This window comes from Mesorhizobium sp. M1396 (assembly GCF_040317725.1).
Taxonomy (GTDB): Bacteria; Pseudomonadota; Alphaproteobacteria; order Rhizobiales; family Rhizobiaceae; genus Mesorhizobium.
This window is the reverse complement of sequence record NZ_JAMYLA010000001.1, coordinates 22,007-46,299: the sequence shown is the minus strand read 5'-3', so window position 1 is coordinate 46,299 and position 24,293 is coordinate 22,007. Positions and strand designations below refer to the sequence as shown.

The following is a 24,293-nucleotide window of genomic DNA, read 5'->3' as shown; positions in this document are numbered from 1 at the left end:
TTGCTTCTAACCGCCTTCAATGCAGGTTCGGTTGGGCGCCCTGGCCCTTCTCGTCGATCATCGCGCCGCGCCGGAAGCGGTCGAGGCGGAACCGCGCCGCCTCTTCGTGCGGCGCATCGCGGGCCAGAAGGTGGGCGAACACAAAGCCCGAGCCCGGCGTCGCCTTGAAGCCGCCATAGCACCAGCCGGCGTTGAGATAGAGCCCGTCGACCGGCGTCTTGTCGATGATCGGCGAACCGTCCATCGACATGTCCATGATGCCGCCCCATTGGCGCAGCAGCCGCACGCGGCCGATCATCGGCATCAGCGCCATGCCGCCCTCGCAGACGTCTTCCATGACAGGCATGTTGCCGCGCTGGGCATAGGAATTGTAGCCGTCAATGTCGCCGCCGAAGACCAGCCCGCCCTTGTCGGACTGGCTGACGTAGAAATGGCCGGCGCCGAAGGTCATGACACCGGGAATGAGTGGCTTGATCGCCTCGGAGACGAAGGCCTGCAGCACATGGCTTTCGATCGGCAGGCGCAGGCCGGCCATCGCCGCCACGCGCGACGAACTGCCGGCAACAGCCATGCCGACCTTGCCGGCGCCGATCCTGCCGCGCGATGTCTCGACGCCGGTCACCTTGCCATTGGCGTCGCGGGTAAAACCGGTGACCTCGCAGTTCTGGATGATGTCGACGCCGAGTTCGCTCGCCGCGTGCGCGTAGCCCCAGACAACGGAGTCATGCCGTGCCGTGCCGCCGCGCCGCTGCAAGAGCCCGCCCTGCACGGGAAAGCGCGCATTGTCGAAGTTCAGGAACGGTATCATCTTCCTGACCGCGGCGAGGTCGAGCAGTTCGGCGTCGATGCCGTTGATGCGCATCGTGTTGCCGCGCCGCGCATAGGCGTCGCGCTGCGCGTCGGAGTGGTAGAGGTTGATGACGCCGCGCTGGCTGACCATCGTGTTGTAGTTGAGGTCCTGCTCCATCCTTTCCCACAGCTTCATCGATAGCTCGTAGAAGCCGGTGTTGCCGGGCAGGCCGTAATTGGAGCGGATGATGGTGGTGTTGCGGCCGGCATTGCCGGAGCCGATCCAGCCTTTTTCGAGCACAGCGACGTTCTTGATGCCGTACTCGCTGGCCAGGAACCAGGCGGTTGCCAGCCCGTGACCGCCTCCACCTATGATCACCACGTCGTAATGGTCCTTCGGCGTGGCATCGCGCCAGGTGCGTTGCCAGTTCTTGTGGCCGGACAGGGCGGCGCGGGCGAGCGAGAAAATCGAGTATTTCATGCGTTCATTCCGAGGTCGCTCGCATCGCGCTGGTGGTCAGATGTCCAGCGTGTGGTCGCGCTCCCATTGCGTGAAGTGCGAAGCATAGGAATTCCATTCCTGATGCTTCAGCTTTAGGTAGGCCGACGAGAATTCCTCACCCAGCGCCGCCTTCAGCGATTTGTCCTTGTCGAACTCGCGCAGCGCGTCGAGCAGGTTGAGCGGCAGCTTCGGCGCGCCCTTCACAGTATGTCCGTTCTGGTACATGTCGATGTCGTAGCGCTTGCCGGGATCGGCCTTCGAGCGGACGCCGTCGAGGCCGGCCGCGATGATGACCGCCTGCAGGAGATAGGGGTTGGCGGCACCATCCGGCAGGCGCAGTTCGAAGCGGCCGGGGCCGGGCACGCGCACCATGTGGGTGCGGTTGTTGCCGGTCCAGGTCACCGTGTTCGGCGCCCAGGTCGCACCCGAAATGGTGCGCGGCGCGTTGATGCGCTTGTAGGAGTTCACCGTCGGGTTGGTGATCGCAGCCAGGGCCGAAGCATGCTTCATGATGCCGCCGAGGAAATTCCTGCCCTTGGCCGACAGGCCGAGTTCCATCGCATTGTCGGCGAAGACATTGGTCTTGCCGGCCTTGTCCCACACCGAGATATGGGCATGGCAGCCATTGCCGGTCAGCCCCTGGAAGGGTTTGGGCATGAAGGTGGCGCGCAGGCCATGCTTTTCCGCGATCGACTTGACCATGAACTTGAAGAACGAGTGCTTGTCGGCGGTCGCCAGCGCGTCGTCGAAGGCCCAGTTCATCTCGAACTGGCCGTTGGCGTCCTCGTGGTCGTTCTGGTAGGCGCCCCAGCCGAGCGCCAGCATATGATCGCAGATTTCCGCGATGACATCGTAGCGGCGCATCACCGCCTGCTGGTCGTAGCACGGCTTCGACGCCGTGTCGTATTCGTCGGAAATCGTCTTGCCGTCGGGTGAGATCAGGAAGAACTCGGCTTCGACGCCGGTCTTGACATGCATGCCATCACTGGCGGCTTCCGCGATCAGCCGCTTCAGCGTGTTGCGCGGCGCCTGATCGACCTCCTTGTCGTCCATGATGCAGTTGGCTGCGACCCAGGCGACCTCCGGCTTCCACGGCAGCTGGATGACCGAATCCGGATCCGGCACCGCCAGCATGTCGGGATGCGCCGGCGTCAGGTCGAGCCAGGTGGCGAAACCGGCAAAGCCGGCGCCGTCCTTCTGCATGTCGGCGATCGCTTGCGCCGGCACCAGCTTGGCACGCTGGCCACTGAACAGGTCGGTGTAGGAAATCATGAAGTATTTGACGTTTTTCGCCCTTGCGAATTCAGCAAGATCAATTGTCACCGTAGTTCCCCATTTTTTGTCGATTGTTGGCCCCAGAGCATGTGGGCTTCGGCCCTTCGTTGATCAGAAGCCGTTCTTCCCCGGTATCCAGTTGGTGCCGGCCAGCGGCACGCCAGCCATGGCGGCTGCCTCGATCGTCAGCGCGACGAGGTCCTCGGGTTCGAGATTGTGCAGACTGTTCTTGCCGCACGCACGCGCAATGGTCTGCGCCTCGAGCGTCATCACCTTGAGGTAGTTCGCCAGCCGGCGTCCGGCGGCGATAGGATCGACCCGCTTCATCAGTTCTGGGTCCTGCGTGGTGATGCCGGCCGGATCGCGCCCCTCGTGCCAGTCGTCATAGGCGCCGGCCGTGGTGCCGAGTTCGTTATACTCCGCCTCCCAATGGGGATCGTTGTCGCCGAGCGCGACAAGGGCAGCCGTGCCGATCGAGACCGCGTCGACGCCGAGCGCCAGCGCCTTGGCGACATCGGCGCCGTTGCGGATACCGCCGGAGACGATCAGCTGCACCTTGCGGTGCATGCCGAGATCCTGCAGCGCCTGCACCGCAGGCCTGATGCAGGCAAGCGTCGGCATGCCGACATTCTCGATGAACACTTCCTGGGTCGCGGCGGTGCCGCCCTGCATGCCGTCGACGACGACGACATCGGCGCCGGCCTTCACGGCAAGCGCGGTGTCATAATAGGGCCGCGCGCCGCCAACCTTGACGTAGATCGGTTTTTCCCAGTCGGTGATTTCACGCAGTTCGAGGATCTTGATCTCGAGATCGTCGGGTCCGGTCCAGTCCGGGTGGCGCGAGGCCGAGCGCTGGTCGATGCCTTTCGGCAGCGTGCGCATTTCGGCGACGCGGTCGGAGATCTTCTGGCCAAGCAGCATGCCGCCGCCGCCGGGCTTGGCGCCCTGGCCGACGACCACCTCGATTGCATCCGCACGGCGCAAATCGCGCGGGTTCATGCCATAGCGGGAGGGCAGGTATTGATAGACCAGCTGCTTGGAATGGCCGCGCTCTTCCTCGGTCATGCCGCCATCGCCCGTGGTGGTCGAGGTGCCGGCCAGCGTCGCGCCGCGCCCAAGTGCTTCCTTGGCGGGCCCCGACAGCGAACCAAAGCTCATGCCGGCTATGGTGATCGGGATCTTCAGCTCGATCGGCTTCTTGGCATGGCGCGAACCCAGCACCACGCTGGTGTCGCAGCGTTCGCGATAGCCTTCGAGCGGGTAACGCGAGATCGAGGCGCCGAGGAACAAGAGGTCGTCGAAATGCGGCAGCTTGCGTTTGGCGCCGCCGCCACGGATGTCATAGATTCCGGTCGCCGCGGCACGGCGAATTTCGGAAAGCGTATAGTCGTCGAAGGTCGCGGATTTGCGCGGCGTCGTCGGCGGGTTCCTGTAGGTCATGCTGCCTCAATACGCGTCGGCGTTGTCGATATTGAAATTGTAGAGCGTGCGCGCCGAGCCATAGCGCTTGAATTCCGACGGCTTGACGCCGGTGACGCCGGCGCGATCGAGCAGGCCCTGCAGCAACTCCAGATGTTCGGCCCGCATCTCCTTGGCGATGCAATCGGCACCCAGGCTGTCGACCTTGCCGCGCACGAACAGCCGCGCCTCGTAGATGGAATCGCCCAGCGCGTCGCCCGCGTCTCCCAGCACCACCAGATTGCCCGACTGCGCCATGAATGCCGACATGTGACCGATATTGCCATGCACGACGATGTCGATCCCCTTCATCGAAATGCCGCAGCGCGACGATGCGTTGCCTTCGATGACCAGCAGGCCGCCCCTGCCGGTGGCGCCGGCATACTGGCTGGCGTCGCCCTTGATGGTGATCGACCCCGACATCATGTTCTCGCCGACACCGGGCCCCGCCGAGCCATGCACGGTAATCGTGCCGCCGGAATTCATGCCGCCGCAGTAATAGCCGACGCTGCCGCGCACATCGATGGCGACAGGCTGGTCGACGCCAACGGCGACCGAGTGACTGCCTTTCGGATGGAGCACCTCCCAGGCTGTTTCATTCGAGCCGGGAGCCAGATTGTGAAGCGCCTGATTGAGTTCGCGCAGCGACAATTGGTCGAGATCGAAGACCCGAGGGTCGTGCGCCGCCGTCTTTGAAAGGGTGATTGCCGACATGAACTCAGTGCTCCCAGAAATAGACGGTTGCGGGCTCGGGTTCCCAGACCCTCGCATTGTCTATGCCGGGCAGTTTGGTCAGCGCGCGATATTCCGAGCCGAAGGCGACATACTGGTCGGTCTCGGCCATCACGGCGGGCTTGCAGGCGATCGGGTCGCGCACCACGCCGAAGCCGTTCTTGGTGCCGACGACGAAGGTGAAGAAGCCGTCGAGATCGGAGAGCGTGCCTTCCAGCGCTTCGCCGAGATTCTTGCCATGCGCCATCTGCGAGGAGAGATAGGCGGCGGCGACCTCGGTGTCGTTCTCGGTCTCGAAGGTCATGCCTTCGCGGATCAGCTCGCGGCGGACATTGTTGTGGTTGGACAGCGAACCATTGTGAACCAGGCACTGGTCGGCCCCAGTCGAGAACGGATGCGCACCCATAGTCGTCACCGCCGATTCCGTCGCCATGCGGGTATGGCCGATGCCATGCGTGCCGGTCATCTTGCGGACATCGAAGCGATCGACGACAGCCTCGGGCAGGCCAACTTCCTTGTAGATCTCGACAACGTCGCCGGCGCCCATGATGCGGATGTCGGGGCGCAGCGCCTGGATGGTCTCGCGTGCCTCGTCGATCTTGGCGGGCGTGATCCTGACGACCGCATGAGTGGATTTTACCGCGATCGTCACCGGCGTGCCGATGGCCTTGGCGAGTTCCGCCTCGAGATCTCGGAAATCGCGCTCTGGCTTGGCTGACTGGATGGTGATCTTGGCCTCATTTTTGGAAGGCGCGCCATAGATGGCGATGCCGGCGCTGTCCGGGCCGCGATCGCTGAGCGAGATCAGCATCTGCGACAGCATCGCCCCAAGCTGGGGTTCCAGCGCCTTGTCCTTCAAGAACAGTCCGACAATTCCACACATGTCAGCCTCCCAACGTTTGCAGCTAAGAGATGATGTATCGAATGAGTCTCATAAATTCAATCATATGAAAAAAATTTTCCTCTAGTTACGTGTGCGGCCCAATGCCGCTCTGTGCATTGTCGCCGTCTCGCCGGGCATTGTGAACCCATTTGACGGTGCGGATGCGGGCGGTCTTGTAGGCGTCGAGGATCGACAAGGCATAGATCAGGAAGCCGCCGGCATGCCGGCCGACGAAGCTGGCGTCAGGCAGCGCGATCTTGGCCGTGACCCATGCCAGGATCACCATGAAGAAGAGGAACTGCAAGCCGCGCACCGGCACGCCGAGAATGACATGTCCGCTTGCCGGCAGCACGATTGCGGCGCCGAGAACCAGATAGGGATTGGTGGGTGCGGGGATGGAACTGGTCATGCGGCCTGCCGCTCGTTCTTGTTGATGGCGTCGCGCAGCGCCGACGCCGAAACCAGCAGCCTTTCGATCAGGGACGGATCGAGAGTGGCACCGCCAAATTCGGCTTGCCGGAAGACGCCATAGCGCGCCCGCTCGGCCTCGGCCAGCAGCCAGACGATACGCACTCCGTTCGGGGTGATCAGCAGTTCCTTGGCACGCCCCTCGGCAAAGATCTCGATATGGCTGGCGATGAGGCCCTGGGGAAAGCGCGCCGCCCTGCGGTCGGTGCGCAGCACCGCCTCGGCAGGAAACCCCGGGGCCTTGGGCAGCGTATGCTCAAGGTGATCAAAATTGGAGAAGGTCGTCGGCGAACCCGGCCGCATCATCATGTCGAAGGTAGCTGGCACCGCCACCTCTTCGGTGACCGAAACACTGAGCCAGCGCGCCGGCAGTTTCCTGGTCGCCAGCGTATCGACGATGGTGCGCACCTGGACGCGTTGACTGTTCCATGACCCTTGCCAGGTGGTGACACCGACGGTGCCATCCGAGACATCGGCTGCATCGGCGATGACCGTGCGGATGCGGCCCTGCTCGACGGCGAGCGCCATCGATGCCCTGTTGCGGCTGGTACGCGCCTGCCAGGCAAGGTGGAGGACGAGAGCCAGGACAATGGCCCCGGCAAGCAGTGCTGATGTCACCTCGGACATGTTCTCATGCCAGGCCCGCCCGGGATCCGGACGGGCCAACCCCCATCAATAACCCTGCGGCTTCGGCCACGGCATGGTGAACTGGTCGCCGCGCCGCACGAATCTGTAGCGGTAGAAATGGAACCACAGCGAGATCAGGAAATAGAAGGCGACCATCGCGATCAGCTGCGAACCGAAGCCCAGGAAGATGGCGAAGAAGGTCACCACGCAAAGGCAGAACAGTACGATGGCGGGGACCGGGTGGAAGGGGTGCGTGTAGCCGCGGCGGATAGAGCCGAGCGGCCACTTCTTACGGAACATGATGATGTTGATGCTCATGAACGTGTATTGCAGCACGCCCGACAGGATCGAGAAGGTGATCGCCTGGTTGAGGTCGGCGATGAAGGCGAATGCCAGCGCGATCGGCAGCAGGAACAGGATCGAGCGGTAGGGCGTGCGATATCTCGGATGCACGGCCGAGAACCAGGTCGGCAGATAGCGGTCACGGCCGAGCGAAAACCAGGCGCGCGCCGCGTCGTTGATGCAGCCATTGGCCGAGGCCAGCGCGGCAAGCAGCGTGGCGACGAATAGCAGGTTCTCAAGCAACGGACTGCCGGTCAGCTTGCCCGCGTCCCACAGCGGATAATAGGTGATGCCCAGATATTCCCACGGCATCATCGAGGCGCAGACATACCAGGTCATGGCGGCGGCGATCAAAAGCGTGATCATGCCGGCCATGGTGCCGTAAGGCAGCGAGCGGGCCGGCGAGCGCACTTCCTCGGCGGCCTGCGTGGTGCCCTCGATGCCGAGATAATACCAGATGCCGAACTGGAAGGCGGCGATGACGCCGATCCAGCCATAGGGCAGGGCGTTGCCGGGGGTGACCAGTTCGTTGAGCTTCAGCACGGCGCCTTGCGTCCACGGGGTGACCGAGAAGAACAGGATGACGATCGAGACATAGGCGATCGCGGTGATGACGAAGTTGACGTTGAGCGTCATCAGCACGCCGCGATAGTTCAGCCACGCCAGCACGACGATGGTCGCGGCGATGAAGGAATTGTGGGTCAGCCCTTCGACCCCCGCCTTGGCGACGATCGTGTCGCCGAGCAGGATGGCGTCGGAGACTTCGAGCATGGTGTAGGCAAAGACCAGGAACAGCGCGACATTGAACGCCATCAGCGGTCCGACGATGTGCTTGGCCTGCGCATATTGGCCGCCGGCGGCGGCGACCGTCGATGTGACCTCGGAATCGATCATCGCGACCGAGGTGTAGAGCAGCCCGACGACCCAGCAGACGATCAGCGCGGCCAGCGCGCCGCCCTTGTCGGCGGCAAAATTCCAGCCTGTGAATTCGCCGACGAGAACGATGCCGACGCCAAGCGCCCAGACATGGGCCGGGCCAAGCACGCGGAGCAGTGAAACCCTGTCTCCGTGGATTGCCGGTTCAAGTGTAACCGTCATTGTTCAATCCCCACTCAGATCCGGTGTTTTTCGGAAACGGCTTCCAGCTCACCTTCGCGCGATGAGGTCAGCACCTCTTCGGAGAAGGTCGTATCGACCTTGAACCAGTCATAGAGCATCCACAGGGCAAGCACGATCGAGATGCCCCAGCATGCGTAAGAGAGTGCGGTCCACATGGTGCGTCCCCCAATTTTTGTCGTCGAATCTTTTACTTGTCGTCGAATTTTTCGTTGATGACGTCGCGATATTCGCGGTCGGACGCGCGAAACAGGAAGACGAAATAGCCGATCAGCACCGCGGCCATGATGATCAGCGTCGGCCAGTCGATGACATAGTGGAAGCGGTTCTGGATGATGTCATGCGCGGTCTCGGGCGTGTAGCCGAGCTTTTCCCAGATCGAGGCCATTGTCGGGTTCTGGCCAAGCGCTTCCCACGTCTTGGCGTCGAGCGCGTCGATTGATTTTGCCGCACCGGCAAGGCCCAGCTTGAGCGGCAGCCACAGCGCCACGAAAATGGCGACCACGACGACGGCGATGTCGAAAACCTGCCCGGCCTTGCTCTGCTCCGGTGGCGTGTAGCGCGGCATCTCTTCTACCCCTCAGGACTTGCGGTTGCGGAACGCGTCGGCGTTCTTGATATCGAGCCCGTAGATGAATTCCTTGTCTTCCTTGTAGTGCTTGACCATCGCCAGGATGGCGGCCGTGTTGAAGATCAGCACGGCAGCGGCGGCGGCGGCGACGACCGCCTTGATCCCCGCGTTCGGGACGTACGGCCATGTCATGAAGAGGACAAAGAGGATCGTCGCCCACAGGCACACGATCAGGAGCGCGGACCCGCGCACGTCGGAGAGGTACAGCGTTTCGATGCGCTGCTGCATGTCTGACATCGGTTTTTCCCCTTTTTCCAACGCTCGACCCCGAATTGGCCGCCCGCTGCCCTCTTTCAAGAGAGTGAAATTTTTTTCATAAATTCCGTCCGAATTCCGCGATTGTCAAGCGCGATTTACGTGGGGTTAACCGTTTGCTTCGCGTGGCGGATTTTGCCTGACAATGAAATTAATTGCTTATGGGTATTGCGGCGCCTCGACGTTTGCGGTCAATATTCGGTCAAAGCTCCCGCCGCTGCGCAGGGGGCAGGGAACAGCTAAAGAATTTTCGAAACGGAGGACGAGCGGATGACGGCATCCTGGAGATTTTCGACCCTGGCGGATCGCCATCGCGCGCTCGGTTCGAAGCTCGAAGACTGGAGCGGCATGGGAACCGCCTGGACCTACGACAAGGATGCCGACGAGGAATACATCGCCATCCGCACCCAGGCCGGTCTGATGGATGTCTCCGGCCTCAAGAAGGTCCACATCACCGGACCGCATGCCTCGCACCTGATCGATCTGGCGACGACGCGCGATGTCGAAAAGATCTATCCCGGCAAGTCGGCCTATGCCTGCATGCTGAACGAGGCGGGAAAATTCACCGACGACTGCATCCTCTACCGCACCGGCCCCAATGCCTGGATGGTCGTGCATGGCTCGGGCACCGGCCATGAGGAATTGCAGCGCGCGGCCATGGGCCGCGACGTATCACTCCGCTTCGACGACAATCTCCACGATTTGTCGCTGCAGGGGCCGACATCAGTCGACTACCTGGCCAAGCACGTGCCGGGCATTCGCGATCTCAACTATTTCCATCACATGCAGACGCAACTGTTCGGCTTTCCGGTGATGATCTCGCGCACCGGTTACACCGGCGAGCGCGGCTATGAGATCTTCTGCCGCGGCCAGGATGCCGGCACGATCTGGGACAGGATCCTCGACGAGGGCAAGAGCGCCGGCATCATTCCGTGCCGCTTCACCACGCTCGACATGCTGCGCGTCGAAAGTTATCTGCTCTTTTATCCCTACGACAACTCCCAGAAGTATCCGTTCGACAATGAAGGCCCCGGCGACACGCTGTGGGAACTCGGCCTCGACTTCACCGTCAGTCCTGGCAAGACGGGCTTTCGTGGCGCCGAGGAGCACTACCGCCTGAAGGGCAAGGAGCGCTTCAAGATCTATGGGGTTCTGCTCGACGGCAAGGAGCCGGCCGATGAGGGCGCGCCGGTCTATCGCGACGGCAAAAAGGTCGGCGTGGTGACCTGCGCCATGTATTCGCCGCTGGTCGAGAAATCGATGGGCATCGCCCGGCTCGACGTCGATTGCGCGGTCAAGGACACCAAACTCGAAATCCGCAACAAGAGCGGTGCCATCAAAGCGACGGCGCAGCCGCTTCCCTTCGATGATCCCAAGAAGACCAAGCGCACGGCGAAAGGTTGAGGCATAGTCAGGTCGAGAGGTTCGAGGCACGAAGAGTTAGATGGCAGTCAAGAGTATCATCAGCCGGCCCGTTTACGGAACCCTGTCTCCGCAGCCTGGCAAGCATCATCTTTTTATCGCGGATGCGGAAGGGGCGCTGGCGATAAAGGACATGGCGGGGAGCGCGCCCGCCGGGTTCTTCGACGATGCCGAAATCGTCTTCATTCCAGGGTCGGACGGCAAGCACATCGCCGCGCTCGAAGCGCTGAAGCCGGCGCGGTTTCACCAGGCGCCATCCTTCGCCAGCCTGCTGCCACGGCTCAGGCAGACGCTCGCCAACGCGCATATGGGCCTGCGCCTCTATCTCTCGGGCACTGAAGGCCTGATCGGCCAGGCGATGCGGGTGGCGCTTGAAGCCGGCATCGACCACACCTCGATCCAGACCGAGCACCGCGGCTCGCTGGCGCGGCGCATGCAGTGCGTGCACTGCAAGGGCATCACCGAGAATGTGACGACGCAGCCGGCGACCTGCGCGCATTGCGGGCTGCTGCTGCTGGTTCGCGATCACTATTCCCGACGCATCGCCGCCTTCCAGGGCGTCTGCATCAACGCGGAAGATCGCTCGGAGATTCCTCCGATGGAGGAGGTCTTCCGATGAGCACCGGAACAACAAAACTCGACGTCGTCGTCAGCGATGTCGTCCCGGTCAACGATCTGGTCACCCGCTTCCATTTCCGCCGCCGCGACGGCGAGCTTTTGCCGACCTTTTCCGGCGGCGCCCATGTCGTGGTCGAGATGCGCGACGGCGAGCGCACCAGGCTCAATCCGTATTCGCTGATGGGCTCGCCGCTCGACACGCGCGAATACACGATCTCGGTGCGGCGCGACGATGTCGGCCGCGGTGGCTCGCTGTTCATGCACCGTAATGTCCGGCCTGGACTGGAGATGGTGGTCAGCTATCCGGTCAACCTGTTCTCGCTCGACCTGCGCGCCAGGAAGCACCTGATGCTGGCCGGCGGCATCGGCATCACGCCGTTCATGGCGCAGACCGCGCAGCTGGCGGCCGAAGGCGGCAATTTCGAGCTGCACTACACCTGCCGCACCGCATCGCTCGGCACTTATGCCGATGTGCTGCGCGAGCGCTACGGCAGCCGCATCAGGCTCTATCACGACGACCGCGAGGAACGCATCGAGCTCGACCGCTTGCTGTCGACGCAGCCGCTCGGCACGCATCTCTATGTCTGCGGCCCGGCCGGCATGATCAATTGGGTGCGGGATCGCGCAGCAGCCCTTGGCTGGCCGCGGGAGACCGTCCATTTCGAGCATTTCGCGGCACCTCAGCCCGGGTTGCCGTTCGACGTGACGCTTGCCGTCAGCGCCAAGACGATCCGTGTCGATGAACAGCAGAGCCTGCTCGAGGCGATCGAGGCGGCCGGCGTCGATCCACCCTATCTCTGCCGCGGCGGCGTCTGCGGCCAATGCGAAACCAACGTCATCTCTTCGGACGGCAGGTTCATCCACAACGACCACTGGCTGAGCGAGGAAGAGCACCGTTCAGGCAAAAAGATCATGCCGTGCGTGTCGCGCTTCGAGGGCCGGTCGCTGGTCCTGGAGCGCTAGGAGGAAATCATGGGCATCACCTTTCGCAAGGAAACGTTCCGCGACGATTTCACCTTCAAGAACAGCCCGGAACACATAAGGCGGTTTCCGTTCCCGTTCCACGAAGATGCCTACATGTACGCGGTGAACATCGAGCCGCATGTCGTCGGGCCGAAGGGCAGCGTGCTGGAAAACCTGATCGACGTCGACGAGCACTATGTCGCCGAGATGCAGGACCGTGCCTTGGTGTTGGCCGAGGATCCGCTACGCTGCCAGTCGCTGCCGCACATGACGCTGGCCGGCTGGGACCTGCTCGAACTCCTGATGGAGCAGCAGGCATTAGGCTATCCCGAGCACTTCACGCTGACGCGCGATGGCGACCGCTGGCGCTGGATCAACCGGCCGCTCGGCATCGATGACACCTTCACCTTCGGCGACACCTCGACACTGCCTTACGGACCGATGGAGTACATCACTCGCCAGAGCCAGGGCGATTTCTGCATCCTCGACCAGCGCGACGGCAATCTGTGGATGGATGCCGGCATGGTCACCACCCAGGCCGACTGGTCGCTCGATTTCGACATCGGCATGAACTTCTTCGAATGGCACGCGCCGGTGCCGCTGGCGCATGAGAAGGGGATTTTCGTCAGGGCGCTGAAATTCCTCACCAACATCCAGCAAGGCAAGCCGGCGCGGCGCCTGAACTGGACGATGACCATCAATCCACGCCTCGATACGAGCCCTGAGAACTATCACAAATGGGGTCCGGACCGGGCGACGGTGACGCCCGAAAATGTCGGCGACAAGGTGCATTTGCGGGTCGAACTGCAGAGCTTCTGGCGCCTGCCGCGCTCGAACGGCATCGTTTTTCCGATCCGCTGCTACCTGATCAAGATGGACGAACTGGTGACCCAGCCGAAATGGGCGCGGCGCCTGCACCGCGTCATCCGCGACCTGCCCGACGAACTGGCCAACTACAAGGGCCTGACACGCTATCGCCCGGCGTTGGTCGAATGGCTGTCGAAGCTCGATGATGGCAGCCTGACGAGCCCGGGGTTTGGGCCGGACTAACCCGCACTCTGCGGATAGCAGATGATCGAGAGATAGCGCATCGGCAGTTTGGTCAGCTGTTCGGGCCCGTGCGGTGCATCGGCGTCGAAGAACAGGCTGTCGCCGGGCTTCATCGGGTAAAGGTTGCTGCCGTGCCGGTAAACGACCTCGCCCTCGAGCATGTAGAGGAACTCCATGCCTTCGTGCTGGAAGGTCGGGAACACATCCGAATCCTCGGTCAGCGTGATCAGATAGGGTTCGACGACGACGCCGCTGGTGTTGGAGCCGATATGGCCGAGCAGATTGTACTGGTGGCCGGCGCGGGTGCCGCGGCGCTCGACATCGAGGCCTTGGCCGGCCTTGACGAAGACGGCGCTGCGCTCTTCCTCGAAGCGACGGAAGAAGGCGGTGACCGGAACGCCGAGCGCCCGCGACAGTGCCTGCAAGGTGGTCAGCGACGGCGAGGTGATGCCGTTCTCGATCTTCGACAGCATGCCCAGCGAAATGTCGGTGGCGACCGCCAGGTCGGCGACGGTGATACCGAGCTTCTTGCGGAAGGCCCGCACCTCGCGGCCGATCGCCACCTCCAGCACTTTTTCGCGCGTGTCGCGAATGGCATGCGGGTTCTGCGTCAGCGGCGCGCGGATGGTTTTCCCGTCGGCAGAAACCTTTGGCAGCGGCTTTGCTTTCGTGGCCACAGGATCAACCTTGGAATCGGAAACTGTCTTCGCCATGTCGGCCCCGGGACTCCGCAGATTTATTTCACTCTAGGTGAACATGTAAGCTGCCGATACAGCAGCGCAACCGCGACGGCAAGTTGCCTGAAGGCGCATGCGCGTGATCTCGCGTTTGGCCGCGCCAGTTTTTTGCGAAAATCCACCACGGTGCAACCTTGTTTCAGCACCGGCCTGTTGACAGCACGAAAGGGCCAATTACTGTCCCTGTGAGTGAAATTTGTTTCGTAAGAGCAATTCCAGGAAAAGCGTAAAACGGTTTTCCCGGGAAAAGCCCATAGCGCTTTCCCCTTGGGGATTGCGTCAAGACAAAAGCCGAAATCAGATCGGGAGGCCTGCAATGAAAAGTCGCGTTGCCGTCATCGGAGCCGGGCCATCCGGCCTGGCACAGCTCAGGGCCTTCAAGTCGGCGGACGACAAGGGCGCCGACATTCCCGAGATCGTCTGCTTCGAAAAGCAGTCGGACTGGGGCGGCCTGTGGAACTACACGTGGCGCACCGGGCTCGACGAGCATGGCGATCCGGTGCACGGCTCGATGTACCGCTACCTCTGGTCGAACGGCCCGAAGGAATGCCTGGAATTCGCCGACTACACTTTCGAGGAGCATTTCGGCCGGCCGATCGGCTCCTATCCGCCGCGCGCCGTGCTGTGGGACTACATCAAGGGCCGCGTCGAAAAATCAGGTGTGCGCAAATGGGTGCGCTTCAACAGCCCGGTGCGCATGGTCACCTTTTCTGACACGACGAAAAAATTCACGGTCACCGCGCATGACCGCACCAACGACGTCACCTACTCGGAAGAGTTCGACAACGTCGTCGTCGCCTCCGGGCATTTCTCGGTGCCCAACGTGCCATACTTCGACGGTTTCTCGACCTTCAACGGCCGCATCCTGCACAGCCACGACTTCCGCGACGCTATGGAGTTCAAGGGCAAGGACATCCTGATCATCGGCCGCTCCTATTCGGCCGAGGACATCGGCTCGCAATGCTACAAATACGGTGCCAAATCGATCACCTCCAGCTACCGCTCGAAGCCGATGGGCTTCAAATGGCCGGAGAATTGGAAAGAGGTGCCGCTGCTGCAGAAGGTCGTCGGCAAGACGGCGCATTTCAAGGATGGCACCACCAAGGACGTCGACGCCATCATCCTGTGCACCGGATACCTGCATTCCTTCCCGTTCCTGACCGACGATTTGAAGCTCAAGACCGCAAACCGCATGTGGCCGCTTGATCTCTATGAAGGCGTCGTCTGGGAGAAGAACCCGCAGCTTTCTTATATCGGCATGCAGGACCAGTTCTACACCTTCAATATGTTCGACGCGCAGGCATGGTTCGCGCGAGACGTCATCATGGGCCGCATCAAGCTGCCGTCCGCCGAGGCGATGGCCGAGCACGGCGCGAAGTGGCGGGCGCGTGAGGAAACGCTGGAAGACGCCGAGCAGATGATCTGGTTCCAGGGCGACTACACCAAGGAATTGATGGACCAGACCGACTATCCCGGTTTCGATGTCGAGGCGGTCAACCAGACCTTCATGGAGTGGGAACACCACAAGGTGGAAGACATTATGAGCTTCCGCGACCACGCCTACCGTTCGTTGATGACCGGCACCATGGCGCCGCTGCACCATACGCCGTGGCTGCAGGCGCTGGACGATTCGATGGAGAGCTATCTGGAAGTCAAAGGCGTGGCGGCGGAATAGCCGTCGCGCCTCAAGCTACCCCAGCCTTGCCCGTGCCCTTGCCGTCCAGGCGCTGAACAGCCGGTCGGCGACGATGCCGATGAACGCGATCGCCAGGCCGGCGACGATGCCGCGGCCGGAATCGGCCTTAGACAGCGCGATGAACACCTCCTGGCCGAGATCGCGCGTGCCGACCATGGCGCAGATGATGATCATCGCCAGCGCCATCAGGATCGTCTGGTTGACGCCGAGCATGATCTCGGGCAGTGCCAGCGGCAGTTGCACGCGAAAGAAGGTCTGGCGCGGCGTGCAGCCGGAAACCTTGGCGGCCTCGATCAGCGCCGGCGGCACCTGCCTGATGCCGTGATTGGTGTAGCGGATCGCCGGCACCACGGCGAAGGCTATCGTTGCGATCATCGCCGTGACGTCGCCGACCCGGAACAGCATCACCACCGGAATGATGAAGCAGAAGGACGGCAGCACCTGCAGCGTGTCGATGACCGGGGTGACGATCTTTTCGAAGCGGTCGCTACGCGAGGCCATCAGCCCGATGGGGATGCCGATCAGGCAAGCGATGAAGGCTGAGATGCCGCAGAGATAGACGGTCGCCATGGTTTTTTCCCAAAGGCCGGTGATGGCGCAGAAGGCGGTCAGCGCGGCGACCAGGGCGGCTAGACGCAGGCCGGAGAGCTGGTAGCCGGCGAGGCCGAGCAGGAAGACGGCACCCAGCCACGGAAAGCCTTCGCAAAAGGCGCGCAGCGGGTTCAGCACGTTGAGGATCAGCGCCACGCGAAACGCCTCGATCGCATCGAAGAAATTGATCGTGACCCAGTTCACCGCCGCCTTCCACAGCGGCGCGGTGGTGAAGGTGATCGCCTTCGGCACCGCCGCGAAGGCCGGCACGAACAGGCCGAGCAGCGTTGTCACGACAAGGATGGCGATGGCCAGCGTCAGATTGGGGTAGCGCCGCCAGAGGCTCGGGCCCATCTCCTGATGGACATGACCCTTGGCCTGCTTGTGCGCGATGGCCTGACTCAGCCGGTCGAGCGCGACGGCGAGCGCCACGATTGCGAGACCGGCTTCCATCGCTTCGCCGACCTTCAGCGCGCGCAGTGCCAAAAGCACGTCGTAGCCGAGGCCACCGGCGCCGATCATCGAGGCGATGATCACCATGTTCAGCGCCAGCATGATGACCTGGTTGACGCCGACCATCAGTGTCGGTCGCGCCGACGGCAGCAGCACCCGCCACAGTTTCTGCCGCGCTGTGCAGCCGGCCATTTCGCTGAAATCGTCGATCTCCGACGGCACCCGCGACAGGCCCAGCATCGTCGCCCGCACCATCGGCGGGGTGGCGAAGATTGCGGTGGCGATCATCGCCGAGACCGGGCTGTTGCCGAACAGCAGCAGCATTGGGATCAGGTAGGCGAAGGTCGGGATCGTCTGCATCAGGTCGAGCGCCGGGGAGACGATGAGCCTTTCCGCCCACGGCTTGCGCCACGCCCAGATGCCGGCGAACAGCCCGGTGACGATGCAGAACGGCACGGCGATGGAGATCAGCGCCAGCGTCAGCATGGCGCTGGTCCATTGGCCGAACAGCGCGATGTAGAGGAAGCAGCCACCAACCAGCAGGCTGAGTTTCCGGCCGCCAACGGCATGTCCAGCAAGGAAAGCGGCAGCGCAGACACCGACCCAGGACAGGCGCGGCAGGACATAGGCATCAGTGCCATGGCCGATCTTGAAATTCTTGGCCAGTAAGTTAAGCGCGAAATCGAGCGGCACGCCAAGGACCGCGGTGATCGAGCGGGTCAGCCACGACAGGTTCGACTTGATCCAGCGCATCAGCGCGCTGACCCAGTCGGCGACCGGCACAACCGCGCTGGCCGGATAGTTGACGGCCCAGGGCAGACGGTCCTGCAACAGGAACACGACAAGCACGGCGGCAAGCGCGAACGCCCAGACCAGCAGCCAGACCTGAATCGGCCGCGCCCTTGCCTCGCTGGCGCTTGCCGTCACCGTCATGCGCCGGCCCTCGAGCGATCGATGCCGGCCAGCAGATCGATCACCGCTTGCGGCGTCACCTCGCCGATCGGCTTGCCGGTGCCGTTGACCACCGCGAACGGCTTGTTGGCGGCAACGATACCGGCCGAGAAGCTTGCGATCTTGGCATCCGGCGCCACCGTGCCGCCATGCTCCGAGCCGTCGCAGGCGCGCATCAGGCTGCGTGCCGAGATCACCTTGGCGCGGTCGACGTCGCGGGTGAACTCGGCGACATAGTCGGTCGCCGGATTGACCACCAGCTCCTCCGGCGTGCCGATCTGGATGACCTCGCCGTCCTTCATGATGGCGATGCGGTCGGCCAGCCGGATGGCTTCGTCGAAATCATGGGTGATGAAGACGATGGTCTTGTGCAGCATGGTCTGCAGCCGCATCAGCTCGTCCTGCATCTCGCGGCGGATCAGCGGATCGAGCGCCGAGAACGGCTCGTCGAGAAACCAGATTTCCGGTTTTGTCGCCAGGCTGCGGGCGATGCCGACACGCTGCTGCTGGCCGCCGGACAATTCGCGCGGATAGAAATGTTCCCGACCGCGCAGGCCGACAAGCTCGATGACCTCGCGGGCCCGTGCCTCGCGCGTCGCCCGGTCCTGCCCCTGGATGCTGAGCGGGAAGGCGATGTTCTCCAGCACGTTGAGATGCGGCAGAAGCGCAAAATTCTGGAACACCATGCCCATGCGGTGTCGCCGCAGTTCGATGAGCGCGGCATCCGAGATTTTCAGGAGGTCCTTGCCCTCGAATTCGACCTTGCCGTGGGTCGGCTCGACTAGCCTCGACATGCAGCGCACCAGCGTCGACTTGCCGGAGCCCGACAGGCCCATGATGATGAAGATTTCGCCCTGGCGGATTTCGAGGTCTACGGCGCGCACCGCGCCGACCAGTCCGGCGGCAGTGACATCGGCCATGCTGGCCTTGCCGTCGCGTTCGCGGATGAAGTTGGCCGCGTTCGATCCGAACAGCTTCCAGACATTGCGGCAGGCAAGCTTTATCGGGCGGGCATCCTTTGGCGTGCCTGCCGCGTTTGGTCCCTGTTCAGTCTTGTCCGTCATTCAAACGTCCTTCTGGAACATCAAGAATTGAGACCCGGCTGATCAACAGCCGGGTCTCATTTTTCCAGTTGGAACGATTACTGCGCCCAGGCTTTCCAGTCGGCCTCGTGGGCAGCAATCCAGGCGGCGGCGACGTCTTCGGGCGTCTTGCCGCCGAGATCGATGTCGCCGCTCATCTTGTTGAGTTCGTCGGTGTCGACCGTGTAGGCCTTCGCCACCTTGTAGGCGACCGGCCATTTGTCCTTCATGCCGGCCCAGGAGTACTTCCAGATCTCGCCATGCGGCTTGCCGCAATCGTATTTGGCGTCGGGGTTGGTGCCCCATTTCGGATCGTTGTAGCACTCGGGCGTATATTCGGGGAATTCGACCCATTCGCCCTTGTATTTGGCCGGCGCCCAATGCGGCGAATAGATCCACAGCATGATCGGCGCCTTGCGCTGATAGGCGGAGTCCAGTTCGGCGAACATCGCCGCGTCGGTGCCGGCATGGATGACGGTGAAGGGCAGCTTCAGCGCCTCGACGCGCTCGTCGTCAAAGCCTTCCCATGTTACCGGGCCGCCGAGATAACGGCCCTTCGGTGCGGTCTCCGCCGTTGAAAAGGCTTCGGCGCATTTCGGCTCCTTCAGCGCTTCCCAATTGGGCAGGCCCGGACACTTCTCCTTCATGTATTCGGGAAACCACCACTCTTCCTTGGCCTTAGGTCCGAGCTTGCCCAGCCGTTCGGTCTGGCCGGTCGCATCGGAAGCCTTCATCGCCTCGCCGGCGGTCGTGTCCCAGAACTCCAGGCCGACATCGAGATCGCCATTGGTGAGACCCGTGGTCAGGCTGGAGAGGTAGTCGGCGGTCGGATATTCGACAGTGTAGCCGAGTTTTTCCAGGATGCCGCCGAGGATCTTGGCGTTCAGATTGACGCTGGTCCAGTCGAACAGCGCGATCTTGATCGGGTCGTTGGATTCCGGTGCGGCGGCTTGGGCCGGCGATGTAAGCGCACTTGCGGCGGCAAGCGCGAAGGCTCCCATTGATAGATTCGAAATCACACTGCGAAATGACATGTTTGGTTCTCCTGTCAAACCATGTGGATGTTTTCAGTCGTTCCCTTCTTGCGTCTTTTCTTGATTGTGTTGGAAAGGCTGGTCGTTACGCAAGCTCGTTCGCACCATGCCCATGCTGCAGCCGCGATCGGCGCAGGCAAAATGGTGCTCAATCTGGTGATGGTGTGGTATCGGATGGATCCGCGTCATGGCATCGGATGGATTGCTGCGCGAGCAATCGTCAACGGATCGATCGCCGCTCCGGCGGCGCTCTGAGACGTGCGAGCCATCAAAATCCCATGATCTCGGCCGGCGAGCTCCATCCTCGTCGACGCCGTTTCATAGGATGAAAGTATATATACCAACGTTCATGCGGCGCAACGGCTGACGCCTCTGCGCACTGCGGAATTCCAGACTGAGGGCGAAGTCGGTCACGGCACCCGGTCCACGAACAGCCTTACCAGCAGACGTAGCCGCCATCGACAATCAGGTCGAGGCCGGTAACGAAGCTCGATGCGCGGCTGGCCAGGAACACTGTCGGTCCGACCATTTCCTCCGGCGCCGCCATGCGCCCCATCGGCGTGTCGCGCTTGAAGATCTTGACCTCTTCCGCCACCTCCGGCCGCTTGTTCATCGGCGTCAGCGTGTAACCCGGGCTGACGACGTTGACCCGCAGCCCACGGTCGGCCCACTCCATGGCGAGGCTCTTCGACATGTGGATGACGGCGGCTTTCGAGGAATTGTAGTGCGCTTGCGTCAGGCCGCGGTTGACGATGGTGCCAGACATCGAGGCGATGTTGACGATCGAGCCCTTGCGTCGCGCCAGCATCTTGCGGGCCTCCGCCTGGCAGGACAGGAAGACGCCGGCGACATTCACCTCGTGCACCTTCTGCCATGTCTCCAGCGACAGCGTCTCGGCCGGCTCGGAGCCGGCAATGCCGGCATTGTTGACGGCGACGGTCAGCGCACCGAGTTCGCTCTCGACGCGTTCGATCGCCGCCGCGAGATCACCCTCAGACGTCACCGTGCCGGCCAGCACGAGCGCCTTGCGGCCGAGTGCCGTGATCCGGTGCGCGGTTTCGTCCAGTCCACCTTTCGAGGCATGGCCGAAACAGGCGACGTCGGCACCCGCCTCGGCCAGCCCGATCGCGATCGCCTGGCCGATGCCGCTGCCGGCGCCCGTGACCAGCGCGACATCGCCTTTAAGTTTGAAAAGATCCATCGATAGCCCTCCCTGCCTTCGGGAGGGTACGCGCCGCGCTATGTCCCGAGCAAGCTCCCATCCTCGACCTCGACAATGGTCGGTGAAAACCCGTCGAACTCGCCGAACGCCCAGGCATAGAGCGCTTCGAGGCGCAAGTTGATCGGCGCGGCTTTGATGCCGCGGATTTTCATCTCAGCGACCGACCTCGAAGAAAGGTTTTCCGAGCAGGTCGGGAACGACGTCGATGCCAAGGCCCGGTCCGTCCGGAATGCCCATGCGGCTGCCGGTGACCGGGGGCATGTTCGACGCCGTGCGCACCGTCACCCATTCATGGAAGGCGATCGCGTGCAGCCGGCGCTCTTCGGGCGTCGATAGCGACAGATGCGCCATGGCAGCGGTGTCGATCTCGGCGCCGCCGGTGTCCTCGACGGTGATCATGAAACCGAGGTCGACGGCGAGGTCGCGGATCTGGCGTGTCTTGCTGACGCCGCCGAGCCGCGAAATCTTCAAGGTCAGCCCGTCGGCCGCACCCTTGCGATGGATGTCGAGCATGTCATCCAGCGAGGCGACGGACTCGTCGAGCACCATGGGCTTGTCGAGCGAGCGGCGCACCGACATGCATTCGTCGATCGTCGTGCAGGGCTGCTCGAACGTGTAGTCGATGGCGCGCGTCGCATCGGCGAACTGGCGCGCCTTGTAGGGTGTCCAGCCGGCATTGGCGTCGCAGAAGATGACCGTGCCTTTCGGCACCGAAGCGGCGACCGCAGTGACGCGCTCAATGTCGTCATGGACATTGCCGCCGACCTTGACCTGCAGCCGGTGAAAGCCGTCCTTGACGATGCGCTTGGCCAGCGCGGCCATGGCGTCGACGCTGCCATGGGTGACGACCTTGTAGAGTTCGGTGGTCTCGCTCTCCCGGCCGCCGAGCAGTGTCACCAGCGGCACGTCGGCGGCACGTGCGGCGAGATCCCAGCAGGCCATGTCGAGCGCCGATTTGATGTAGGGATGGCCCTTGAACACCGTGTCCATCAGCCGGCCAATGCCGGCCAGTCCGCGCGGCTCTTGGCCGATCAGATGCGGCGCGATCTCCACCACGCCGGCACGGACGCCGGCGGCGAAGGCGGGCGAGTAGAAATTACCGAGCGGCGCCATTTCGCCCCAGCCGGTGATGCCGCTGTCTGATGTAATCGACACGATCACCGCGTCGAAGGCGTCGGCAACGCGCCCCTTCGACATGCGGTAGGGCCCGTCCACGAAGGGCTGCACGACATGGTAGGCCTTGATGATTTCGATCTGCACGTGTCTTTTCCGTTGTCTGTGATGTTGGGAACGGGTCAGGCGCCCTTCGATGGGCGTTGTTCGAGGCCGCGCGCGTAGGAAAGCAACTCCTCGAAATCGAGATCGATGTGCTCCCTGGCGTGGCGTTGCGCTGCACGCATGTCCTTGCCCTTCAGCAACCGCACATAGGTTTCGTGAGCGTCTTCGGCCGGCACCGGCTCATTGCGGGCATGCTGGTGGAGCGCAAAATACATCTGCAGCCGGCTGGTCAGCCGATGCCAGGTTTCCAGCAGCACCGAATTGTCGGCCCATTCGTAGATCAGGCCATGCAGTTGCAGCGCGGTTTCGATTTGGCGCGTCGTGTCCAACGCACGGGTCGCCTGCTTCACTGCTTCATGGCGCCGGTCGAGCTCGTCGAAGAAGCGCTGGTCGCGCAGCGGCCACGCCCGCTCGATGGCCAGCTCGTCCATCACCTTGTTGAACGAATAGGCGTCGTCGATGTCCTTGGCCGTGACCTCGATGACGAAGGTGCCGGCATAGGGAATGCTGGTCAGGATGCCTTCCTGGACCAGCTCGCGCATCGCCTCGCGCAGCGGCGCGCGGCTGACCCGCATCTGTTCGGAAATCCTAAGCTCGTTGAGCTTCTGGCCGGGTTCGAGCTGCCCGGTCAGGATCGCGCGCCGCAGCAGCGCGACAATCTCGGCGCGGCGCGTCGTGTCCGCGATCGGACTGAAGTCCGCTTTCCCCATTCGGCTGCTCCCAAGGTAACCGAAAGCAAGACAAGCAGATTGTCGACAATCTAACAAGAGGTCATCTTCGGATTCTTGGGGACCGCTGGAATGTTGCCTCTTCAGCCTCAGGCCGCGCGGCCGCTGAAGCAGCCGGCCAAGGCCGACCGCGCCGATGTCGCCCGCCTCGTGGAATTGCTCACGAAAACGGCGCCCGCGACCTGTGGGAAGGCCGGGGCGCCGCGCTGAAGCCGGTCCTGACGGGGGTGTTCAGGTGGCCGGCTTTTCCGGCATTGGCGATACAGGCATTCCGGGTCCGATCTTCTGCAGATTGCCCGTGATGATCTGATCGCCCTCGGCGACGCCGCTCAAGATGGCGACCTGACCGCCGCTCGTCGGGCCGAGCGAAACCAGCCGCTGGTCGACCGTGTTGCCCTTGCCGACGACATAGAGATATTTGCCGAGCTGGCTCGAGCCCAGCGCCGTCTGCGGCACCATGAGCGCATCGGGCTGCTGCCTCACATGCAGCCGGACACGAACATATTGGCCGGGCAACAGGGTGAACTTGCCATTGCCGATCGTCGCTCGCGCGGTGATGGTGCCGGTCGAACGGTCGACCGAATTGTCGATGAAGGTCAGCTCGCCCTTCTGGCTCGCCTCGGTCTGGCCGGGAAGCAGCACCTCGACCTCGATCGGGCCGTTGGCGCGGGCCTGCTCGATCTCGGCCAGATCCGTCTCGCTCGGATTGAAGGTGACGTAGATCGGATCGAGCTGCACCAGCGTGTTGAGCACCGTGCCGGCGACGCTGACCAGCGTTCCGACAGAGGCCTGGTTGCGGCCCAGGCGTCCGCCAAACGGCGCCCGGATTTCGGCATAGCTCAAATTGAGCTCTGCCGTGCGGACCGCCGCCTGGTTGAGCGCGAGCGACGCCTGTGCCTCGCGCAAGGTGCTGGTGCGCTGGTCGAAGCCATCCTTGGCGAGGTAACCGCTCTTGGCGAGCTCGGTGCCACGGCCAAGATTGGAGCGGGCATAGTCGAGCGTCGCCATGTCGCGCTGCACCTGCGCCTTCGCCTGGTCAAGAGCGGCCTGGAAGTCGTCAGGCGATATCTTGTAGAGAAGATCGCCTTGCCGGACGTCGACGCCGTCAGCAGCGGTCTGTTCCTGCAGATAGCCGGGAATCCTGGCCTGCAAGGTGATGCTGCGGATCGGTTCCGTCCGCGCGGCATAGTCGAGGTAGATCGGGATCGTCTTCCTGACGACGCTGACCACCGGCACCGGCATGACGAACGCCGCCGGGGCAGGTGCGGCACCGGCCGTGCCGGCATTGAGGCTAAGGTTGCCCATGTCGAGCAGGTGGACACTGGCCACCGAGATCGCACCCAGCGCGACGGCTGTTCCCAACGCGATTTTCCATTTACGCATGATCAGT

At 62.8% G+C, this 24,293-nt stretch carries 26 protein-coding genes; 6 read left to right on the top strand and 20 right to left on the bottom strand.

Translation table 11 applies throughout. The features are described from left to right. Positions 1–16: 16 nt before the first annotated feature. The 11 genes from NKH02_RS00245 to NKH02_RS00195 form a co-directional block, all read right to left on the bottom strand. Positions 17–1,270 carry a sarcosine oxidase subunit beta family protein gene (locus NKH02_RS00245; RefSeq protein ID WP_352875504.1) on the bottom strand — a complete coding sequence of 418 codons (1,254 nt, stop codon included), beginning with the start codon at positions 1,268–1,270 and terminating at the stop codon, positions 17–19. 36 nt (positions 1,271–1,306) lie between these two features. Beyond that, positions 1,307–2,614: a type III glutamate--ammonia ligase gene (glnT, locus tag NKH02_RS00240; RefSeq protein WP_352867149.1), complete on the bottom strand. Its 1,308-nt coding sequence runs from the start codon at positions 2,612–2,614 to the stop codon at positions 1,307–1,309. Between the two features lie 63 nt (positions 2,615–2,677). Beyond that, positions 2,678–4,006 (bottom strand): FMN-binding glutamate synthase family protein, encoded by a 1,329-nt coding sequence (locus tag NKH02_RS00235; RefSeq protein WP_352875503.1) that lies wholly within the window; start codon positions 4,004–4,006, stop codon positions 2,678–2,680. A gap of 6 nt (positions 4,007–4,012) precedes the next feature. After that, on the bottom strand, positions 4,013–4,738 hold the full coding sequence (locus NKH02_RS00230; RefSeq protein ID WP_352867145.1) for a GltB/FmdC/FwdC-like GXGXG domain-containing protein: 726 nt from the start codon (positions 4,736–4,738) through the stop codon (positions 4,013–4,015). 4 nt (positions 4,739–4,742) lie between these two features. Then, entirely contained in the window at positions 4,743–5,639 is an 897-nt protein-coding gene (locus tag NKH02_RS00225) for a class II glutamine amidotransferase (protein WP_352867143.1), read from the bottom strand. Positions 5,640–5,724: 85 nt separating this feature from the next. Continuing rightward, the gene (locus tag NKH02_RS00220) at positions 5,725–6,048 is read right to left on the bottom strand and encodes a hypothetical protein (RefSeq protein WP_352875502.1); all 324 of its coding nucleotides are present in this window, start codon (positions 6,046–6,048) and stop codon (positions 5,725–5,727) included. Then, on the bottom strand, positions 6,045–6,734 hold the full coding sequence (locus tag NKH02_RS00215) for a hypothetical protein (RefSeq protein ID WP_352875501.1): 690 nt from the start codon (positions 6,732–6,734) through the stop codon (positions 6,045–6,047). The genes NKH02_RS00220 and NKH02_RS00215 overlap by 4 nt, the downstream gene beginning before the upstream one ends. Positions 6,735–6,779: 45 nt before the next feature. Beyond that, a complete protein-coding gene (locus NKH02_RS00210) occupies positions 6,780–8,174 on the bottom strand; it encodes an APC family permease (protein ID WP_352867138.1) in 1,395 nt (464 codons plus the stop codon). Positions 8,175–8,188: 14 nt separating this feature from the next. Beyond that, entirely contained in the window at positions 8,189–8,350 is a 162-nt protein-coding gene (locus NKH02_RS00205) for a hypothetical protein (RefSeq protein ID WP_352867136.1), read from the bottom strand. A gap of 32 nt (positions 8,351–8,382) precedes the next feature. Beyond that, the gene (locus tag NKH02_RS00200) at positions 8,383–8,760 is read right to left on the bottom strand and encodes a hypothetical protein (protein ID WP_023759015.1); all 378 of its coding nucleotides are present in this window, start codon (positions 8,758–8,760) and stop codon (positions 8,383–8,385) included. Positions 8,761–8,772: 12 nt separating this feature from the next. Beyond that, a complete protein-coding gene (locus NKH02_RS00195; RefSeq protein ID WP_352875500.1) occupies positions 8,773–9,051 on the bottom strand; it encodes a hypothetical protein in 279 nt (92 codons plus the stop codon). 297 nt (positions 9,052–9,348) lie between these two features. Between NKH02_RS00195 and NKH02_RS00190 the strand changes: the two genes are divergently transcribed. Genes NKH02_RS00190 through NKH02_RS00175 form a run of 4 tightly spaced genes read left to right on the top strand, consistent with a single transcriptional unit; the run spans position 9,349 to position 13,131 of the window. Continuing rightward, positions 9,349–10,482: an aminomethyl transferase family protein gene (locus NKH02_RS00190; protein WP_352875499.1), complete on the top strand. Its 1,134-nt coding sequence runs from the start codon at positions 9,349–9,351 to the stop codon at positions 10,480–10,482. A 40-nt stretch (positions 10,483–10,522) separates the two neighbouring features. Next, positions 10,523–11,119: a dimethylamine monooxygenase subunit DmmA family protein gene (locus tag NKH02_RS00185; RefSeq protein WP_352875498.1), complete on the top strand. Its 597-nt coding sequence runs from the start codon at positions 10,523–10,525 to the stop codon at positions 11,117–11,119. Continuing rightward, a complete protein-coding gene (locus tag NKH02_RS00180) occupies positions 11,116–12,081 on the top strand; it encodes a PDR/VanB family oxidoreductase (RefSeq protein ID WP_352875497.1) in 966 nt (321 codons plus the stop codon). The genes NKH02_RS00185 and NKH02_RS00180 overlap by 4 nt, the downstream gene beginning before the upstream one ends. 9 nt (positions 12,082–12,090) lie before the next feature. Next, positions 12,091–13,131, top strand: coding sequence for a heme-dependent oxidative N-demethylase family protein (locus NKH02_RS00175; RefSeq protein WP_352875495.1), 1,041 nt, complete (start codon positions 12,091–12,093; stop codon positions 13,129–13,131). Here the strand turns inward: NKH02_RS00175 and NKH02_RS00170 are convergent. Further along, positions 13,128–13,844 (bottom strand): helix-turn-helix domain-containing protein, encoded by a 717-nt coding sequence (locus NKH02_RS00170; protein WP_352875493.1) that lies wholly within the window; start codon positions 13,842–13,844, stop codon positions 13,128–13,130. The genes NKH02_RS00175 and NKH02_RS00170 overlap by 4 nt on opposite strands. Before the next feature lie 340 nt (positions 13,845–14,184). Between NKH02_RS00170 and NKH02_RS00165 the strand changes: the two genes are divergently transcribed. Further along, a complete protein-coding gene (locus NKH02_RS00165; protein WP_352875492.1) occupies positions 14,185–15,543 on the top strand; it encodes a trimethylamine monooxygenase in 1,359 nt (452 codons plus the stop codon). 15 nt (positions 15,544–15,558) lie between these two features. Here the strand turns inward: NKH02_RS00165 and NKH02_RS00160 are convergent, their stop codons facing one another. The 3 genes from NKH02_RS00160 to NKH02_RS00150 all read right to left on the bottom strand — a co-directional run bounded on the left by NKH02_RS00160 (position 15,559) and on the right by NKH02_RS00150 (position 19,675). Then, on the bottom strand, positions 15,559–17,541 hold the full coding sequence (locus NKH02_RS00160; RefSeq protein WP_352875491.1) for an ABC transporter permease: 1,983 nt from the start codon (positions 17,539–17,541) through the stop codon (positions 15,559–15,561). Further along, the gene (locus NKH02_RS00155; protein WP_352875490.1) at positions 17,538–18,623 is read right to left on the bottom strand and encodes a quaternary amine ABC transporter ATP-binding protein; all 1,086 of its coding nucleotides are present in this window, start codon (positions 18,621–18,623) and stop codon (positions 17,538–17,540) included. Before NKH02_RS00155 ends, NKH02_RS00160 begins: the two co-directional genes overlap by 4 nt. Before the next feature lie 77 nt (positions 18,624–18,700). Further along, positions 18,701–19,675 (bottom strand): ABC transporter substrate-binding protein, encoded by a 975-nt coding sequence (locus NKH02_RS00150; RefSeq protein WP_352867110.1) that lies wholly within the window; start codon positions 19,673–19,675, stop codon positions 18,701–18,703. Positions 19,676–19,702: 27 nt separating this feature from the next. On the opposite strand from NKH02_RS00150, the gene NKH02_RS00145 reads away from it, so the two are divergent. Beyond that, a complete protein-coding gene (locus NKH02_RS00145) occupies positions 19,703–19,930 on the top strand; it encodes a hypothetical protein (RefSeq protein ID WP_352875489.1) in 228 nt (75 codons plus the stop codon). Positions 19,931–20,111: 181 nt separating this feature from the next. Here NKH02_RS00145 and NKH02_RS00140 read toward each other — a convergent pair whose 3' ends face one another. From NKH02_RS00140 to NKH02_RS00120, 5 genes are all read right to left on the bottom strand, one after another. After that, complete coding sequence (locus NKH02_RS00140; protein WP_352875488.1) at positions 20,112–20,876, bottom strand: SDR family oxidoreductase; 765 nt, start codon at positions 20,874–20,876, stop codon at positions 20,112–20,114. 38 nt (positions 20,877–20,914) lie between these two features. Beyond that, the gene (locus tag NKH02_RS00135; RefSeq protein ID WP_352875486.1) at positions 20,915–21,049 is read right to left on the bottom strand and encodes a hypothetical protein; all 135 of its coding nucleotides are present in this window, start codon (positions 21,047–21,049) and stop codon (positions 20,915–20,917) included. Position 21,050: 1 nt separating this feature from the next. Then, positions 21,051–22,157, bottom strand: a complete 1,107-nt coding sequence (locus NKH02_RS00130; RefSeq protein ID WP_352875485.1) for a mandelate racemase/muconate lactonizing enzyme family protein — start codon at positions 22,155–22,157, stop codon at positions 21,051–21,053. 35 nt (positions 22,158–22,192) lie between these two features. Continuing rightward, positions 22,193–22,885: a GntR family transcriptional regulator gene (locus NKH02_RS00125; protein ID WP_352875484.1), complete on the bottom strand. Its 693-nt coding sequence runs from the start codon at positions 22,883–22,885 to the stop codon at positions 22,193–22,195. A 249-nt stretch (positions 22,886–23,134) separates the two neighbouring features. Continuing rightward, positions 23,135–24,286, bottom strand: a complete 1,152-nt coding sequence (locus NKH02_RS00120) for an efflux RND transporter periplasmic adaptor subunit (RefSeq protein WP_352875483.1) — start codon at positions 24,284–24,286, stop codon at positions 23,135–23,137. Positions 24,287–24,293: the final 7 nt, after the last annotated feature.